The 15719-nt window shown below is 74.2% G+C and carries 8 protein-coding genes; 4 read left to right on the plus strand and 4 right to left on the minus strand.

What is annotated here, in order from left to right; all coding sequences use genetic code 11:
* Positions 1 to 17: 17 nt before the first annotated feature.
* On the minus strand, positions 18 to 1832 hold the full coding sequence (locus ACFRCG_RS24480) for a glycosyl transferase (protein WP_380034730.1): 1815 nt from the start codon (positions 1830 to 1832) through the stop codon (positions 18 to 20).
* A 157-nt stretch (positions 1833 to 1989) separates the two neighbouring features.
* Between ACFRCG_RS24480 and ACFRCG_RS24485 the strand changes: the two genes are divergently transcribed.
* The 3 genes from ACFRCG_RS24485 (at position 1990) to ACFRCG_RS24495 (ending at position 7484) form a co-directional block, all read left to right on the plus strand.
* Positions 1990 to 2562, plus strand: coding sequence for a GNAT family N-acetyltransferase (locus ACFRCG_RS24485; RefSeq protein WP_380034732.1), 573 nt, complete (start codon positions 1990 to 1992; stop codon positions 2560 to 2562).
* An 83-nt stretch (positions 2563 to 2645) separates the two neighbouring features.
* Positions 2646 to 5597 carry an AAA family ATPase gene (locus ACFRCG_RS24490; RefSeq protein WP_380034735.1) on the plus strand — a complete coding sequence of 984 codons (2952 nt, stop codon included), beginning with the start codon at positions 2646 to 2648 and terminating at the stop codon, positions 5595 to 5597.
* 120 nt (positions 5598 to 5717) lie between these two features.
* Positions 5718 to 7484, plus strand: coding sequence for an ATP-binding cassette domain-containing protein (locus tag ACFRCG_RS24495; protein ID WP_380034738.1), 1767 nt, complete (start codon positions 5718 to 5720; stop codon positions 7482 to 7484).
* Positions 7485 to 7500: 16 nt separating this feature from the next.
* Here the strand turns inward: ACFRCG_RS24495 and ACFRCG_RS24500 are convergent, their stop codons facing one another.
* On the minus strand, positions 7501 to 8901 hold the full coding sequence (locus ACFRCG_RS24500) for an aminotransferase class V-fold PLP-dependent enzyme (protein ID WP_380034741.1): 1401 nt from the start codon (positions 8899 to 8901) through the stop codon (positions 7501 to 7503).
* A 223-nt stretch (positions 8902 to 9124) separates the two neighbouring features.
* Between ACFRCG_RS24500 and ACFRCG_RS24505 the strand changes: the two genes are divergently transcribed.
* On the plus strand, positions 9125 to 10147 hold the full coding sequence (locus ACFRCG_RS24505) for an ABC transporter substrate-binding protein (protein ID WP_380034744.1): 1023 nt from the start codon (positions 9125 to 9127) through the stop codon (positions 10145 to 10147).
* Between the two features lie 29 nt (positions 10148 to 10176).
* Here ACFRCG_RS24505 and ACFRCG_RS24510 read toward each other — a convergent pair whose 3' ends face one another.
* Together ACFRCG_RS24510 and ACFRCG_RS24515 are read right to left on the minus strand one after the other, a co-directional pair.
* Positions 10177 to 14676, minus strand: coding sequence for a hypothetical protein (locus tag ACFRCG_RS24510; RefSeq protein ID WP_380034747.1), 4500 nt, complete (start codon positions 14674 to 14676; stop codon positions 10177 to 10179).
* A 122-nt stretch (positions 14677 to 14798) separates the two neighbouring features.
* Entirely contained in the window at positions 14799 to 15701 is a 903-nt protein-coding gene (locus ACFRCG_RS24515) for a helix-turn-helix domain-containing protein (protein WP_380034750.1), read from the minus strand.
* Positions 15702 to 15719: the final 18 nt, after the last annotated feature.

Here is a 15719-nt window from a genome sequence, read left to right on the forward strand (position 1 = left end):
CCGGTTCGGGCCCCGGCCTATCCGGCCCGGGCCGCCGCCACGAGCGGTCGCACGTCCCATACCTGCACGTCGGCGACCCGTTGACCCGGACCGAGCAGCGCGGTCAGGGTGCCGGCCAGCTCCACGCCGTGCGGGTGCCGGGGCAGTACGACCACGTCGGCGCGCCAGCGGGTCAGGTCCTCGCGGGCCTCGCGGCGCTGGTCGTCGGTGATCTCGGGGACCTTGCCGTCGGACGCGACCCGACCGAGCAGCGCCGAGGTCGGGCTGTAGTCGGCGCCGTACACACCCACCCGGTCGGGGCCCCACGGGCCGACGAAGTAGCCCTCCGCGAGCGGGAAGCCCAGGTCCGCCACGCTCTGCCAGTGCAGCGCGGACGCCTCGACCACGCTCGGCAGCGGCACCACGACCACCGACCCGTGGTCCACGTACGGGCGCCACCGTCCGTCGGCGAAGAAGGCCGGTACCGGGCGGCGGTCGACGACGTCCAGCGGGGTGGGCGCGATCGGCAGCAGGGCCATGGTCAGCACGCCGGCCCAGATCAGCCGTACCGGCAACTCGCGCTCGGCGACGGGTCGATCCCGGACCGAGGCCAGTACCCGGTCGGTGGCCATCGCCAGCAGGACCGCGATCGCGGGGACGCAGACCATCGCGTACCGGGATTCCAGGATCGATTCGAACAGGGGCAGCTTGTTCACCAGCTGCCACGGTCCAGGGATGCCGGTCTTGTCGTGGTCGACCACGATCCGCAGGCCGAGCGAGAGCAGCGCCGCGACCAGGGCGGTGATCGTCGCCGCCCGGGCGACAACCTCGCGGCGCAGCCAGACGACGAGGAATCCGGTGAGGATCATCAGCGGCCAGCCGAAGAAGGCGTTCTCCTCGGTCGGGCCCTCGGACAACGCCGCCGCGCTGCTCCGGTCGCCGGCGAGGGAATCGCTCGCGTACGCGGTGAACGCGGCCAGGTCGTTGCCGGACTCGTGTTCGAGCGAGGAATAGTGCTGCGGCCCGAAGAACTGCACCCACAGTGGATACGCCACCAGCGCCAACGACACGGCGGCGGCGATCAGCAGTCCGGTGCCCAGCGGTCGGGCCGCCGCCCGGGCCGCCTCGGGGCGGGCCAGTGCGTAGACGAACCCGAACACCACCAGGCCGGTGGCGGCGAAGACCAGGGGTTCCTCGCCGATGAAGATCTGGAACGCGATCAGCAGCCCGAGCACGATGCCGTTGCGCACCGGCCGCTCGTCGCGCCACAGCCGGATCACCACGCCGATGATCGGCGGGATCACGAAGAGCACGACGAAGTTCGGATGCGCGTTGCCGTGCGCGACGATCGGCGGCGCGAACCCGCAGAACCCGCCGGCGACCACCGCAGCGGCGCGATGGCGCACGAGGTGGCGGATGAACAGCCGGTACCAGGCGAACGCGCTCGCGGCCAGGCCGCCGGTGAGCACCAGGGCCCACGTGCTGGTCGGGCCGAACAGCAGGGTGACCGGGGTCAGCGGCACGCCGAGGCCGAGCATGGCCGTGTTGGCCATCATGTTGACGCCCAGCGGGTGGTTCTGCAGGTCCGAGATCAGCGGATCGCGCAGGTCGCGCACCGCGTCGGCGGTGGCGTCGAAGAACCACTCCCACATGTTCTGGTCCTGGCCGGCGGAGGCCAGATAGGCGTGATCGAGATCGGCCCAGAGGTCGTGGTAGAGCCAGATGGCGAGCAGGAGGAACCCGACGGCGACCCACCGGTCGCCGGCACGCACACCGGATATGCGGCCGCCGCGTATACCGCCGGCGCGCGCGAGGCGGGACGAGATGCGGAGCCGGGTCGCGACGGCGGCCATGGATCGGGTCCTTCCGGGGAGATTGCCCCGCCATGAGCGCCCAGCGGCGAGAGGATCGCCGGCCATGCTACGAGGGCCGGGCGACCGAGCAGGCACCGGGGTCGCCGGCCGGGTAAATTCGCCGGCTCGGCGCCGGTGCTTCGGCCAGGATGGCGGGATGTCGATCTTTTTGGAGACGCCGCGGCTGGAGTTGCGGGCGTTCGTCGAGTCGGACCTGACGCATCTGGTCGAGCTGGATGGCGATCCGGAGGTCATGCGCTTCATCGACGGCGGGCGGCCGACGTCGGTCGAGGTCGTTCGCGAGCGGGTCCTGCCTCGGTTGCGGCACGTGTACCCGGCGTGGGGGCGGCCGGGCTTCTGGGCCGCGCGGGAGCGGGACGGCGGGCGGTTCGTGGGGTGGTTCGAGCTGCGTCCGCTCGCCGAGGACGGTGTCGACGTGGTCGAGCTGGGATATCGCCTGCGTCGTGACGCGTGGGGGCTGGGCTACGCGACCGAGGGCGCGGGGGCGCTGCTCGACCGGGGTTTCGCCGAGCCGGGACCGCGCGAGGTGACCGCGAACACGATGTTCGTGAACCGGGCGTCGCGACGGGTGCTGGAAAAGCTGGGCCTGACCCTGCGACGCACATACTTCGACAACTGGCCCGAGCCGATCGAGGGCTCCGAACACGGCGAGGTCGAATACACCATCACCCGCACCGAATGGCTCCACCGAACCCGGTCCACCGCCTGACCCGGCGCAACACCACCCGCCGCCCTCCGCCCAGCACGGATCCGCCGGCCCGAGGGCCCGCGGGGCGTGGGAAGCTGCGTTGTGTGACTGTTCTTGTCGGGGTGCCGCTGTTCGTTGGTCGTGAGTCCGAGATGGGGCGACTTGTCGAGGCGCTCGGCGAGGCCGATGGCGGGGAGCCCCGGGTCGTATTGCTCACCGGGGAGGCCGGGGTCGGGAAGACCCGGTTGTTGGACGAGTTTTTGGCCGGTGCCGCCGATCGGTCGCAGCCGACCGTGGTCGCGGTCGGGGCCTGTCTCGAACTGGGCGCCGAGGGCCTGCCGTTCGCGCCGTTCTCGGCCATCCTGCGGGCGCTGGCGACCACGCTCGGCGACGGCTTCGACGCCGTGGTCGGCGACCGCCGCCGCGAGCTGGCCTGGATCTCGCCGACACTCGCCGCCGAACCCGTCGTGGGCCCCGCCCCCGAGCGGGCCGGGCTGTACGAGTCCGCGCTGCGCCTGCTGGAGCGCGCCGGCGAGGACCGCACCCTCGTGATCGCCTTCGAGGACCTGCACTGGGCCGACTCGGCCACCCGCGAACTGCTCGCGTTCCTGGTCCGCTCGCTGCGTCGGGGACGGATCCTGCTGGTCGGCACGCTGCGCGCGGACGCGATGGACCGCAGCCACCCGATGCGCCGCCTGGTCGCCGAGCTGGAACGCATCCGCTCGGTGGCCCGGGTGGAACTGGGCCGGCTCACCCTGCCGCAGGTGGAGAAGCACCTCACCGGCCTGCTCGGCGAGACCCCCTCGCGCGCCCTCGCCCGGCAGGTGTTCGAACGCTCCGAGGGCAACGCGTTCTTCGTCGAGGAACTGGCCGCCGGCATCCGCGACGGGCGGCTCACCGACCTGTCCGACACGCTCCGCGACCTGCTCCTGATCCGCATCGAACAACTGCCCGAACAGGCCCGCCGGGTGGTCCGGCTGGCCGCCGTCGGCGGCATCGGCGTGGAGCACCGGCTGCTCGCCGAGGTGGCCGGTCTCGACCCGGACACCCTGGAGACGGCGCTGCGCGCGGCCGTGTCGGGGCACGTCCTGGTCTCCGACGCGGACGGCGAGGGCTACACCTTCCGGCACGCGCTCGTCGGCGAGGCGGCACTCGGCGACCTGCTGCCCGGCGAGCGCACCCGGATGTACGCGGCGTTCGCCCGGGCCCACGACACCCTGGTGGAGCGCGGCGAACTGTCCCCGCACCGCGACCACGTGGAGCGCCGGGCCCGCTACTGGACCGCCGCCGGCCGCCCCGCCGAGGCGCTGCCCGCGAGCCTGACCGCGGCGGTCGCCGCCGCCGACCGGTACGCCTTCGGCGAGGCCCGGGAACTGTACGAGCGGGCGATCGCGATGTGGGACATGGTCCCCGACCCGGAGCAGTCCACCGGCACCACGCTCGCGCAGGTTCTGGACGGCGCCATCGTCGCGGCCCGCTACGACAACTCCGGCGATCGCGAACTCGCCCTGTTGCGCCACGCGTTGGACCTCGTCGACGAAGAGCGCGACCCGCTCCGGGCGGCGCTGCTGTGGACCCAGCGGGCGAAGTCGCTGAGCCGGCTGGGCCGCGGCTCCGGCATGGTCGAACTGGAGCACGCCGAAGGCCTGTTGCAGGACCGACCCGACTCGATCGAGTACGCGGGCGTGGCCCTGCGAAGCGCCCGCGCCCACTTCCTGGAGGGACACGTCCGGGAGGCCCTGCGGATCGCCCGGCAGGTCCTGGAGATAGCCCGCCGCCTCGACGACCAGGACATGATCGCCGGCACGCTCCAGGCGCTGTCGTGGTTCCTGACCGGGTCCGGCGAGCCGGACGAGACGCAGGCGCTCGCGTACGGCCTCGAGGCGGTCCGCGTCGCGGAGGCGGCGACGGGCGGCAAGCCGGACACGCTGATCTACGTGCTCGGCAACTGGGCCTCCGTCCTGGAGGGTGTCGGCCGCCACGAGGAGTCGGTCGCCGCGCTCCACCGAGCGCTCGACCTGTCCCGCGAACGCGGGGTGGTCCGCAACACCGGCGCGTTCCTCCTGGGCAACCTCGCGGAGAGCCTGTTCTCGCTCGGCCGCTGGGACGAGGTGGCCCGGACGGTGGACGACATCCGCGAGCACAACGCCGACGGCTGCGCCACCGGCCACGCCGAACGCATGCTGGCCATGACCCACCTGGTCCGCGGCGACATCGCCGGGGCGGCGGCCCCGCTGACCCACGCGCACGAGAGCGCACGCGGCAGGCACCAGGAGGCGCAACACCGCATCCCGCAGTCCGGCGCCGCGATCGCGCTGGCCCGGGCGCGGGGCCGGCGCGCCGAGGTGGCCGAGATCCTGGACGCGGAACTGCGGGCCGGGTTCGGCGTGGGCAACCAGCGGTTCGCCTTCCCGCTGCTGATCGAGGCGGCACGTGCGTACGCCGACGACGAGCCGACCGAGGCGATCCGGGCCGACCTCGCGCGGATCCGGGCGGCGGGCGCGGCACTGGCCCAGGACTGCGCGCTGGACCGCACCCAGGCACGCACCCTGACCGCGTGCCTGGACCGCGCCGAGGGCACCGACACCGCGGACCGGTGGCGGGAGGTGGTGGCGGGCTGGGAGGCGACCACGCAGCCCTATCCCACCGCGCAGGCACAGGCCGACCTCGGCGCCGCGCTCGTGGCCGCCGGCGAACGGGCGGCCGCCGCCGAGGTGCTCGGCCGGGCCCACGAGACGGCGGTGCGCCTGGGCACCGTGCCGCTGCGCGAACGTATCGAACTGCTCGCCCGACGGGCCCGACTCGAACCGTTCGGCCGCGCCGGCGCGGGCCCGACCGCCCGACCGGCGCACCAGGCGGGCGATCTGACGCCCCGTGAGCAGGAGGTGCTGGGCCTGCTCGTGGACGGGCGGAGCAACCGACAGATCGCCGAGACGCTGTTCATCAGCGTCAAGACGGCGAGTGTGCACGTGTCCAACATCCTGGCCAAGTTGGAGGTGTCCACCCGCGGCGAGGCCGCCGCGCTGGCCCACCGGATGCGGCTGCTCGACGACTGACCCGGCGCCGACGAACCTCGGCGACCCGACACCGATCGTCCCCGGCGGGGTGTCCGGGGCCGGACGCACGGGCTATACATGATCCGTCGATGGTTCGGGGGCAGTCGTCGGAGGGCGCTCATGTCAGGGCACGGGATACGGGTCGCGGCGTGCGACGTGGAGCGCACGGTCGGCGGGCGAACCGTGCTTCGCGGCGTCTCGCTGGTCGCCGAGGCCGGTGAGGTGTCGGCGATCGCGGGCGGCAGCGGGTCGGGCAAGACCACGCTCCTGGACACCCTGGCCGGGATCCGGCCGCCGAGTGCGGGCGAGGTGCGGCACGACGGCGGGCGGCCCGACGCGCGCGCCCTGGGCTTTGTCCCGCAGGACGACATCCTGCACCGTGCGCTGCCGTTGGCGCACAGCCTGGGCTACGCGGCGGCGCTGCGCGCACCGGCCGACGAGGGGCCGGCCGACGCCGTCGAGCGCACCCTGGCCGCGCTCGGGCTGACCGCGCGCGCGGATCAGCGGGTGGGCACGCTCAGCGGCGGCGAGCGCAAGCGGGCGAGCATCGCGGTGGAGTTGCTGACCCGGCCCAGGGTGTTGTTCCTGGACGAGCCGACGTCCGGCCTGGACCCGGCCGCCGCGGCCGAACTGATGGCCCTGCTGCACGAGTTGGCCCGCGCGGGTACCACCGTCGTGCTCACCACACACGCCCCGGCCGACTTGGCCCGCTGCGACCGGGTGGCGTTCCTGGCGCCCGACGGACGGCTCGCCTACGTCGGCGATCCCCGGGCGATGTGCGCGCACTTCGGCGTGGCGACCGAGGCCGACGTGTACGCCGCGGTGGCGTCCCGGGGCGCGAGCGTGGACGCGGATCGTGAGCCGGAACTGTTACTCGAACCCGAACTGGGTGCCCTGGAACCCGAATTGGAGCGAACAGCCGGAACGGGAGGCAGGTCGGGCCCGGTCGGCGGGTCGATGCCCACATCCGATCGCGCGTTCGAGCCACGTCCCGCCGCCCGGAAACCCCCGGGCGTCCGCGGGCCGAGTCCGGCCCGTGGCGCCGGAAAAGCCGATCACCCGCTGCGCCAATGGTCGATCCTGGCCCGCCGCGATCTCGAACTGATCACCCGGGACCGGCTGACCGCCGCGATGCTGATCGGCTCGCCGCTGGTGATCGTGGCCATGTTCGCGATGCTCTTTCGCCCCGGCGCCTTCGACCCGCTCGCGCCGAGTCCGTCCGGAGCGGCGATGATCCTGTTCTGGATCGCGTTCGGCGGCTTCTTCTTCGGGCTGACCTACGGGCTGTTGCAGATCTGCGTGGAACTGCCGATCGTGCGCCGAGAACGGCTGACCGTACTGCGGATCGGGCCGTACCTCGCGGCCAAGTTCACCGTGCTGTTGCCGATCCTGGTGTCGGCCGACGTACTGCTGCTCGCCGTGCTGCGCGGGATGAACCGGCTGCCCGCCGCGTCCTGGAGCGTGTACGGATCCCTCCTGGTCACGCTGCTGCTCGCCTCCGCCGCCGCGCTCGCGCTCGGACTGCTCACCTCCGCCGCGGTGACCGAAGTGGGCCAGGCCACGCTGATGTTGCCGCTGCTGTGCTTTCCCCAGGTGCTCTTCTCCGGCGCGTTCGTCCCGGTGCCCCGGATGCCCACGATCGGACACACGCTCAGCTACGCGATGACCAACCGGTGGGCGTTCGAGGCGCTGGGCAGCGACCTGGACCTGTCCGGCCGCTGGGCGCACAGCCGTTCCCCGCTCGGGCCGCCACTGTTGGCCTCGTACGGGGACAGCTTCGAGCACTCGCCGCTGCTCGGCTGGGCGGTACTCGCGGGCTGCGCCGCGCTGTTCGTCGCCGCGACCTGCGTCGTGCTGGCCCGCCGCTGCCCCCGGGCCGGGCGGTGAGCCCGCGCGGGCGCGGTCAGCAGCGCAGCCGCGGGGCCAGTCCGTTCGGGTCGACCGGCCGGTCGCGGTAGGTGCGGACCAGGAAGTCGAGGAAGGCGTCCACGTCGGCGCGGGTGGACGGCAGGCCGAGCGAGACCCGGACCGCGCCGCCCGAGGGCAGACCGAGCCGGGTCAGATAGTCGTCGAGGGTGCCGCCGGACGCGGCGGTGCGCAACACCGCGCCGCGCAGCGTGCGTCGGCCGATCGCGAACGCCGCCTCACCCGCGCCGGGATTGCAGAAGCAGCCGGTGCGCACGCAGATCCGGGCGGCGGCGGTGTCACGCGCCACGACCCGCTCGTCGACCACCCGCCCGGCGGCGTCCAGGACGTTGAGCGCCACCGTCGCACCCCGTTCGTCCGTCGTGCCCGGCCCGTACACCCGCACCAGCGGTTCGCCGCCGTGATGGCGCAACCCGGCCAACCCGGCGAGGAGATGCGCGGTCAACGCGGCGACCCGCTCGTGGATGGCCGTCACGCCCACCTCCTCGACCCAGGCCAGGCCCTGCGCGACGTCGGGAACGGCCAGGAAGTTGAGCGTGCCGTCCTCGTACGCGGACTCGTCGTCGGCCATCCGATGCCAGCCGCCCTGGGCGCTGACCGCCTCGATCGTGCCGCCGGCGAACCACGGCCGACGCAGTCGGGCCAGCGCGTCCCGACGGGCGATCAGCGCGCCCACGCCGGTCGGGTAGCCGAACACCTTGTACCAGCTGACCGCGACGAACTCCGGTTGCACGACGGCCAGATCGAGCACGTTGGTGGGCACGTACGCGGCCGCGTCGAGCAGTACGTCCCAGCCGTGCTCGTGGGCGACGTCGATCCACTCCAGGGGGTGGCGTACGCCGGTGAAGTTGCTCTGCGCGGGGAACGCGAACAGGCCCCGGCGGCGGGCCAGCGTGGCGCGTAATCGTTCGCCGTCCAGGCGCAGTTCGGGCCCGGACAGGCCGATGTACTCGGTGCGGGCGCCGCGGGCGCGGGCGTACTCGCGGATCCCGTTCACCGAGTTGTGGTTGTCGATCGGCAACAGGAAGCGGGTGCCGCGCCGGAACGGGTAGGCCTCGCCGACCAGTCGGCAGGCGCCGGTGGCGTTGGTGGTGAACACCGCCGCGTAGCGGTCCGGATCGGCGTTGAAGTGCGCCAGGATCGCCCGGCGGGTGTGCTCGACCAGCTCCGTGGCGGCGACCGACGCCGGGTGTTCGGAGTGCGGATTGCCGTAGGTACGGCCCGCCATGCGTGCGGCGTGCGCCCGCCACTGGCGGCGTGCGGCCAGACCGGCGCCGGTGTGGTCGAGGTAGACCAGGCCCTGGTCGTCGAGGTAGCCGTATTCCGCGTGGCGGATCGCCTCGAAGTCCGGCGGTCCGGTCCGCTCGGTGATTGCCACGGTCCCCACCTCCCCGGACGTCCGAGTCTCGCGCCCTCACCGAGCGCACGTCAACGGATGCGACCGCGTGTTCCGGATGCCCGTTCTCACCCCTGATGGCGGTTCCGCGCCAACCATCCTCTAGGGTGAGGAAAGGTAAGCCTTACCTGAACACAGGTGGGTCGATCGCCGCCGCACCGCGGCGCTCGGCCCGCGTCCCCCACGCGCCAAGGAACCAGCACCCATGCCGATACCCCGCCGCCGGATCGCCGCCGTCGCCGTGACCCTGTCCGCCGCCCTGCTCACCGGGGCCTGCGGCAGCTCGGACTCGTCCGACGCGAACAAGGGCGGCAAGCCCGCCGTCGCCGCCGGCGGCAAGGAGTTCGGCAACGCCGGTCAGGTCACCACGGGCCTGGGCACCGACGCGGCGCCGGGACAGTACCCGCGCACCATCCGGACCGCGATGGGCGACGTGGTGCTGAAGGAGCGGCCGAAGCGGGTCGTCGTGCTGGACACCGGCGAGTTGGACAATGTCGCCGCGCTCGGTGTGCAGCCGGTCGGTGTCGCGTTCACCGACGGCTCCCAGGAACTGCCCGCCTACCTGGAGGGCAAGGCCGGCAAGCCGGCCAAGGTCGGCACGATCAACAGCCTCAACCTCGAGGCGATCGAGAACCTGAAGCCCGACCTGATCCTGGGCAGCAAGCTGCGCGCGGAACAGCAGTACGCCACGCTGGCCAAGATCGCGCCGACCGTGTTCTCGGTGCGCCCCGGCTACACCTGGAAGGAGAACTTCCTGCTCAACGCCGCGGCCCTGGACAAGACCGCCGAGGCGAAGCAGCAGCTGGACGCCTACCAGGCCCGGGCCAAGGCGCTCGGCGAGAAGCTGGGTCCGAACAAGCCGACCATCTCGATGGTGCGGTTCATGCCGGGCAAGATCCGCCTGTACGCGAACAAGTCGCTGATCGGCACGGTGCTCCAGGACGTCGGCCTGCCGCGCCCGGCCAACCAGAACATCGACGACCTGGCGGTGGAGCTGTCCGAGGAGCGGATCACCGAGGCGGACGCCGACCGGATCTTCGTCGGCACCTACGGCCCGGCGGACAAGACCGCGCAGGGCAGGGTCACCGACAACCCGCTGTGGAAGAAGCTCGGCGCGGTGGAGAAGGGCAAGGCCGTCACGGTCCCCGACGAGACCTGGTACCTCGGCCTCGGCGTGGTCGCGGCGAACTCGATCCTGGGCGACCTGGAGAAGAACCTGGCCGGCTGAGGCCGCTCGCGGACGGGACCGGCCCGATGTCAGGCCGGTCCCAGCGGTTCGCGGGCCGCGTACGTCAGCAGGCCGGCGATGCCGGCGGCCCGGCCGTGCGCGCGGCGCCAGTGTTCGTCGTGTTCGGTCAGTGCCGCGAACAGGCGCTGCCACGAGCGGTCCTCGGTGCCCAGCAGGTCGACGGCCAGTACGGTGACCTCCACGTATGCCGCGTCGACCGCCGCGCGCACCGGCCCGGCCAGGTCGACCCGGGCCAGGGCGTCGGCGAGGTAGCGCAGCGCCCGTTCCGCGTGGCCGACCTCGTGCACCAGGTCGCGGCCGGTCAACAGGCCCGCCTCGACCAGGCGTTCCACCTCCGCGTGCCACTCGGCGGTGCCGCCGTCGGGTACCACCAGCGCGGCGACGGCGCGGGCGGTGCGCGGGCCGCGCCGGGCCGCGGCGAACGCCTCCGCCGGATGCAGGTCGGCCAGCATCGACAGGACGATCTCGTCGGGCGCGTCCGGCCGGCTCGCGAGCGCGTGCCGCACCCCCGCCGGCCACGGCTCGCGCGCGTGCTCGCGCGCCAGCAGCGCCCAGTCGCGCCGGTACGGCCGATCCAGGACCCGCTCCGCGTCCGGCAGTCGCCGGCACCCGCGCAGCCGGGCCACCAGCCGGGCCGGCGACGACTCCCGCTCGACCCGCTCGCTCAGCACCGACAGCCCGACGTCGAGCGCGGCGCGCGCGGGCGGGGACCCGTCCGGCCCGGCCCGCCCCCCGGCCGGCGGGGCGTCGAGCGCCCGATCGTGCGCCTCCAGGGCCTTGCCGGCGATCCTGGCGGCGCCGCTGCCCAGGAGGCCGCGATCGATCACCGCGCGTAGCCGGTGCGCGCCGCCGAAGCGCAACACGTTGCGGGCCGCGATCAGTTGGTCGAGCAGGGACAACTTCCCGGACATCGCCGCCAGGGCCGGTTCGACCACGTCCGCGTCGGCCGCCTCGACGGTGACCCGCAGCGCGTCCACCCAATACGCCGAGAACACGCCGGGTTCGAGCAGCCGGGCCCGCAGCGCGGCGGACAGCGGCCGGGGGTCGTCCGCGGCCCGGGCCAGGATCCGCCGCCGCTCGGCCGCGTCGCCGCGCCGCCTCACATCGCCGTACAGCCGGTCGTCCAGCGCCGGATCGCGCCGGGCCAGCAGGCGTTCGCGCACGTGTCGGGTGTGCGGCGAGCGGGCCTCGCCCTCGGCCAGGATCAGCGCGGGCTCGACGTCGGTCAGGCCGAGCACGTACTCGACCAGGTCGGCGGTGACATGCCGACCCCGCTCGGCGTCGCGGGCCAGGATGCTCGGCGCGCCGGGCGCGAGCAGTGGCAGGACGGCGCGCAGCACCCGCACGTCGGCGTAGACGAGCAGGGCCGACCCGGCGTCGGAGAGCACCGGGGGCGGCCCGTCGCCCGGCGGCTCCGGTGCGCCGGCGGTGACCCGCTCCAGCAGCTTGGGCAGCGGCAGTTCGCCGCCGTCGCTGTCCATCACCGCCAGTGCGGCGAGCCAGCGGCGCGGGTCGTGGCCGAGGTGTTCGGCGAGCAGCGCGCGCACCGCCCGCGTCAGCGGTTCCCGGGCGAGCTGGGAGAACTCGCCCGGCCGCGCGGCGCTCAACGCCCGGGCGGGGGTGCCGGCGATCAACTCGGCGGGGCCGACCAGCCCGGCACGGTAGCGCACCGAGGCCGAGGCGCCGGCGCGGAAGCCGACCGGATCGCGCCGGGCCAACCGCTCGCGCGGCAGGTCCACGGGAGCCGCCGCGCAGGCCGCGCGCAACCAGTCCGGGTGGGCCAGCCCGGGTACATCCGCCTCCGGGGTCTCCGCGAAGACCGTGAGCACGGCCGGATCGGTGGGGATCGGCGCGCCCGGCACCATCGACCGCAGCAGATGCGCGGCGGCCAGCGCACAACTTCGGTCCGGCGCGCCGCGTCGCCCGCACCGGGTCGGCAACATCGGCCCGACCTGCTCGGGGGTGCGCGACGCCGGTGTGGACGCGGCCGGTTCGCGCGCCGATTCGGCGATCCGGGCGTCGTCGGCGGCGCGTTGCCCGGGCCCGGGCGGCGGGCCTGCGGCCTGGGCGGCGACATCGATCAGCTCGCCGACGGTGCCGGCGAACGAGTCGAGCAGGCCCAGCGCGATCACGGTTGCCTCGACGTGCCCGGCGAGCCGGGTCCGCACCAGCGCGCCGATTCGGGCCCGGACCGGTGCGGCGACGGTGTCCCGGGTCAGCTTGGGCAGCGCGCGCAACACCTCGCCGGCCGGGCGGGCGGTGTCCACCAGGCGTATCGGGTCCAGGAGTTCGTGCTCGACGCAGTCGTTCACCCAGCCGGCGTCGGTGCGGTGGAAGGCGACCTCGCGCAGCCGGTCGATCGGCTCGCGGTTCAGGTCCTCGGCGGCCGTCCCGCAGGCCCGGTTGACCACCGCGAGGCGCAGCAGGCGGGCCGGTTCGCCGACGGCGTCCTCGTGGCGCAGGAGTTCGTCGATCGACTCGGGCGCGAAGGGCGTCTCGCGATGCCGGGCGACCAGGCGCGGCAGGTCGTACGCGTACGGTTCGTGCACCAGCGTGGCCAGGAGCCGGCGGGTGGCGTTGCGCCCGCGCGCGCCGGCCAGCACGTTCGCCAGTGCGTCGGGGTCCTCGTACGGGATGCGCACCGCGCCCAACCGGCCCGGCCCGTCCGCCGATTCGAGGTGGTCCGGGAGAGCTTCGGCCCGGTGGGGCCCGAGTCCGCCGATCAGTTCCACCAGACGCCGGGCCGCGTCGGGGCCGCCGCGTCGCCACACCTTCAGGAACGCGAACGCCCGCGCGTCGGCGGAGGGGAACGCGTACAGCGCGGCGTGCACCAGCTCCGGGTCGCCGCTGACCACCAGCGGGGTGAGCCGGCGCGGGTCCGCGCAGTCGAGCAGTTCGGTGCGCAACGCCGGGTCCAGCGGCACCGGTTCGGTCCGACCCGCGGTGCGCGGTGCGCCCGAGGCGATGCGGCGGCGCAGGGTGAGCGGGCAGTGGTGGTTGCGGTACGCCGCGGCGTTCACGCGGGGTTCGTCCAGCCCGACGAGCCGGCCCAGCCGGCGCGGATCCAGGCCCGAGTTGGCCGCCAACGCCGCGCAGACCTTCGGGTCGCGGCCGGCGAGGGCGGCGTCGAAGACGTGCTCGGGGAGCGGGCCGCGGCCGAGCAGGTCGCGCAGCAACTCGTCGGGCAGGTGCGGCAGCAGGGCGCGTAGATCCTCTGCCGGGGCGGCGTGGAGCAGGAAGCGGTAGGGCCGGGACAGCGCCGGGGGCGGGGCGTTTCCGGGGCCGGGCACGGTGTCGTCGGCGATGCCCGCCAGCAGGTCGGCCAGGGTGCCCCGGTAGCGGGACAGCGCGCCGCGCAGGCGGGCCCAGCGGTCGGCCGAACAACCCAGGTGACGGTGGATCAACTCGGCGAGCGGGCGGCCGGGCGGGAGTTCGGCGAGCATGGCCACCCCGACGCGGGCGGGGGCGACGCGGCTCGGGATCGGCGCGGCGTGTCGTTCGTCGGCCGGTGCGGACGCGGCGGCAGCGGCGGCGATCCGGGTCGCCTCGACATGGCCCGGCAGGTGCACCGCGGCCTCCAGGAGGGCGACCGAGGGGCGGGCGACGCGCGCCACCGCGGCCGGGTGGGCCCGATACAGCTCGGCGAGCAGCACCTCGGGACAGTCCGGCCGGGCGGCCAGCGCGACGGCGGCCGACTCGGGCAGCGGGTCGGCGCGGTGCGCGGCCGGCAGCCGGGTCCAGTCGATGTGCCGGCGCCAGGTCGTTTCCGGCTCGCCGGCCCGCAGCCCCGCGATCAGCCCGGCGGAGCCCTCCGCGGCGAGCACCGCGGCCCGCAGCGGCCCGTCGTCCCCGGACGCGAGCGCGGCGGCGGCGAGGTCGGCGACACCGGGCCCGGGCGCGCTGCCCGGCTCGGGCGGCACGCCGGGCCGAAACCGCACCGCGCCGAGCAGCGCGTCCAGCCGCTCCGGCTCGGCGAACAGGCCGAGCAGGCCGCGCAGTTGTTCGGCGCGGGTCAGCCGCGCGCCCTGGGTGCGCAGCGCGTGCTCGATCAGCGCCGGGATGCCGGAGACCACCGCCGCGCCGACGAAGTGCGGGTGGTCCGGCGGGTCTTCGGTACACGCGCGGATCTCCTCCCACAACACCGCGAGGGCGATCGGGTCCGGATGCCGGCCCGGGGCGAGGATTTCCCGGCGCATCCACGGCAGGGCGGTGGCGTGCCGGTAGACCAGGCGATCGACGACCGGGTCGGGCCGTTCCAGGAGCGCGGCCAGATCGGCCGGGGTGGCCCGGGGGTTGCGCGCCACCGCGCGGCGCACCGGCACGTCCGGATCGTGGACCGCCCGACGACGTGCGGTGATCGGCAGCGCCGCATCGGCCAACCAGGCCGGATCGCGCATGCCGAGTCGATGCCGCAGCCGGCCCGCGTCGCCCGGCTCGCCGCTCGCCACCGCGAGTCCGAGCAGTGTCTGCGCGGCCGGGTCGGATCGCCGCGCGGCTCCCTGCGTCACTGTTGGCCTCCCCTTGCTTGTCGGACCCACCGGCCGTCCGTCGTGTCCCCCGGGTTCCGGGCGGCATCGCGAGGACCACCCCACCACAGCTCACCGACGATCGGCCGGCGAGCGCGGACCGGTCAGGTGCCGACGGGGGTGCCGGACGGGGGCGCGGGCCGAGGTCGGCGGCGGTCGCCCGGGGCGGTCGTCGGGATCGCCGACGAGCGCCCGCGCATCGCGACCGCACCGGCCCCGATCCGCGCGAACCGGCCCGGGCTGGTACCCAATACACGCCTGAAGTGCCGGTTCAGATGCGACTGATCATAAAATCCCGCGGCGGTGGCGACGGTGTGCGCCGGCATGCCGTCGAGCAGGAGCGTGCGGGCCAGATCGACCCGACGGCCGGTCAGATACTGGTGCGGACCGATTCCGAACTCCCGGCCGAAGGCCCGGATCAGATGGGTGGGGTGCGCGTACAGCACCTCGGCCGCCTCGCGCAGCGTGACACCCTCGACATAACGCTCGTCCAGCAGGTCCCGCAACCGGCGGGCCAGGCCCGGATCGCGCACCCGCGGCGGTGCGCCGACCCGGCCCCGCAGGTGGGTGCGCAGCCGCTCGGCGACGAAGGCGAGCCTGCTCTCGGTCTCAAACTCCTCGCCGGGGCACGCCAGCGACAGGTGCAGCCGGTCCAGCCGGAGGCGCAATTCCGGATCGTCGAACACCGGTCGGTCCACGGCCGGGCCGATCAGGGAGTGGGGCAGGTGCGAGGAGTCCAGATACAACACCCGCTTGTGGAACCCGGTCGCGGTGGCCGCGGCCCCGTTGTGCGGCACATGCGGCGGCAGCAGGCTCACGGTCTGTCGCAACACACCGTGTTCGTGCCGGTCCAGGTCGTAGCGGATCATGCCGTCGTCGACGATCAGCAACGTCCACGCGGCGTGCGTGTGCATCGGGTACGCGTGGTCGGTGATGTGCGCGTGCAGCACCTCGGTGACGCCGGCCACCGGTGGCCGCCACGCCACGAGTTCCGCACCGGCAACCATGTCAGGATCGTACAAGAC

The organism is Embleya sp. NPDC056575, assembly GCF_042793325.1.
Classification (GTDB): domain Bacteria; phylum Actinomycetota; class Actinomycetes; order Streptomycetales; family Streptomycetaceae; genus Embleya.

Bases quoted from the DNA above. Each gene is read 5' to 3' on its own strand.
- ACFRCG_RS24480 (WP_380034730.1), bottom strand. From the start codon at position 1,832: ATGGCCGCCGTCGCGACCCGGCTCCGCATCTCGTCCCGCCTCGCGCGC.
- ACFRCG_RS24485 (WP_380034732.1), top strand. From the start codon at position 1,990: ATGTCGATCTTTTTGGAGACGCCGCGGCTGGAGTTGCGGGCGTTCGTC.
- ACFRCG_RS24495 (WP_380034738.1), top strand. From the start codon at position 5,718: ATGTCAGGGCACGGGATACGGGTCGCGGCGTGCGACGTGGAGCGCACG.
- ACFRCG_RS24505 (WP_380034744.1), top strand. From the start codon at position 9,125: ATGCCGATACCCCGCCGCCGGATCGCCGCCGTCGCCGTGACCCTGTCC.
- ACFRCG_RS24515 (WP_380034750.1), bottom strand. From the start codon at position 15,701: ATGGTTGCCGGTGCGGAACTCGTGGCGTGGCGGCCACCGGTGGCCGGC.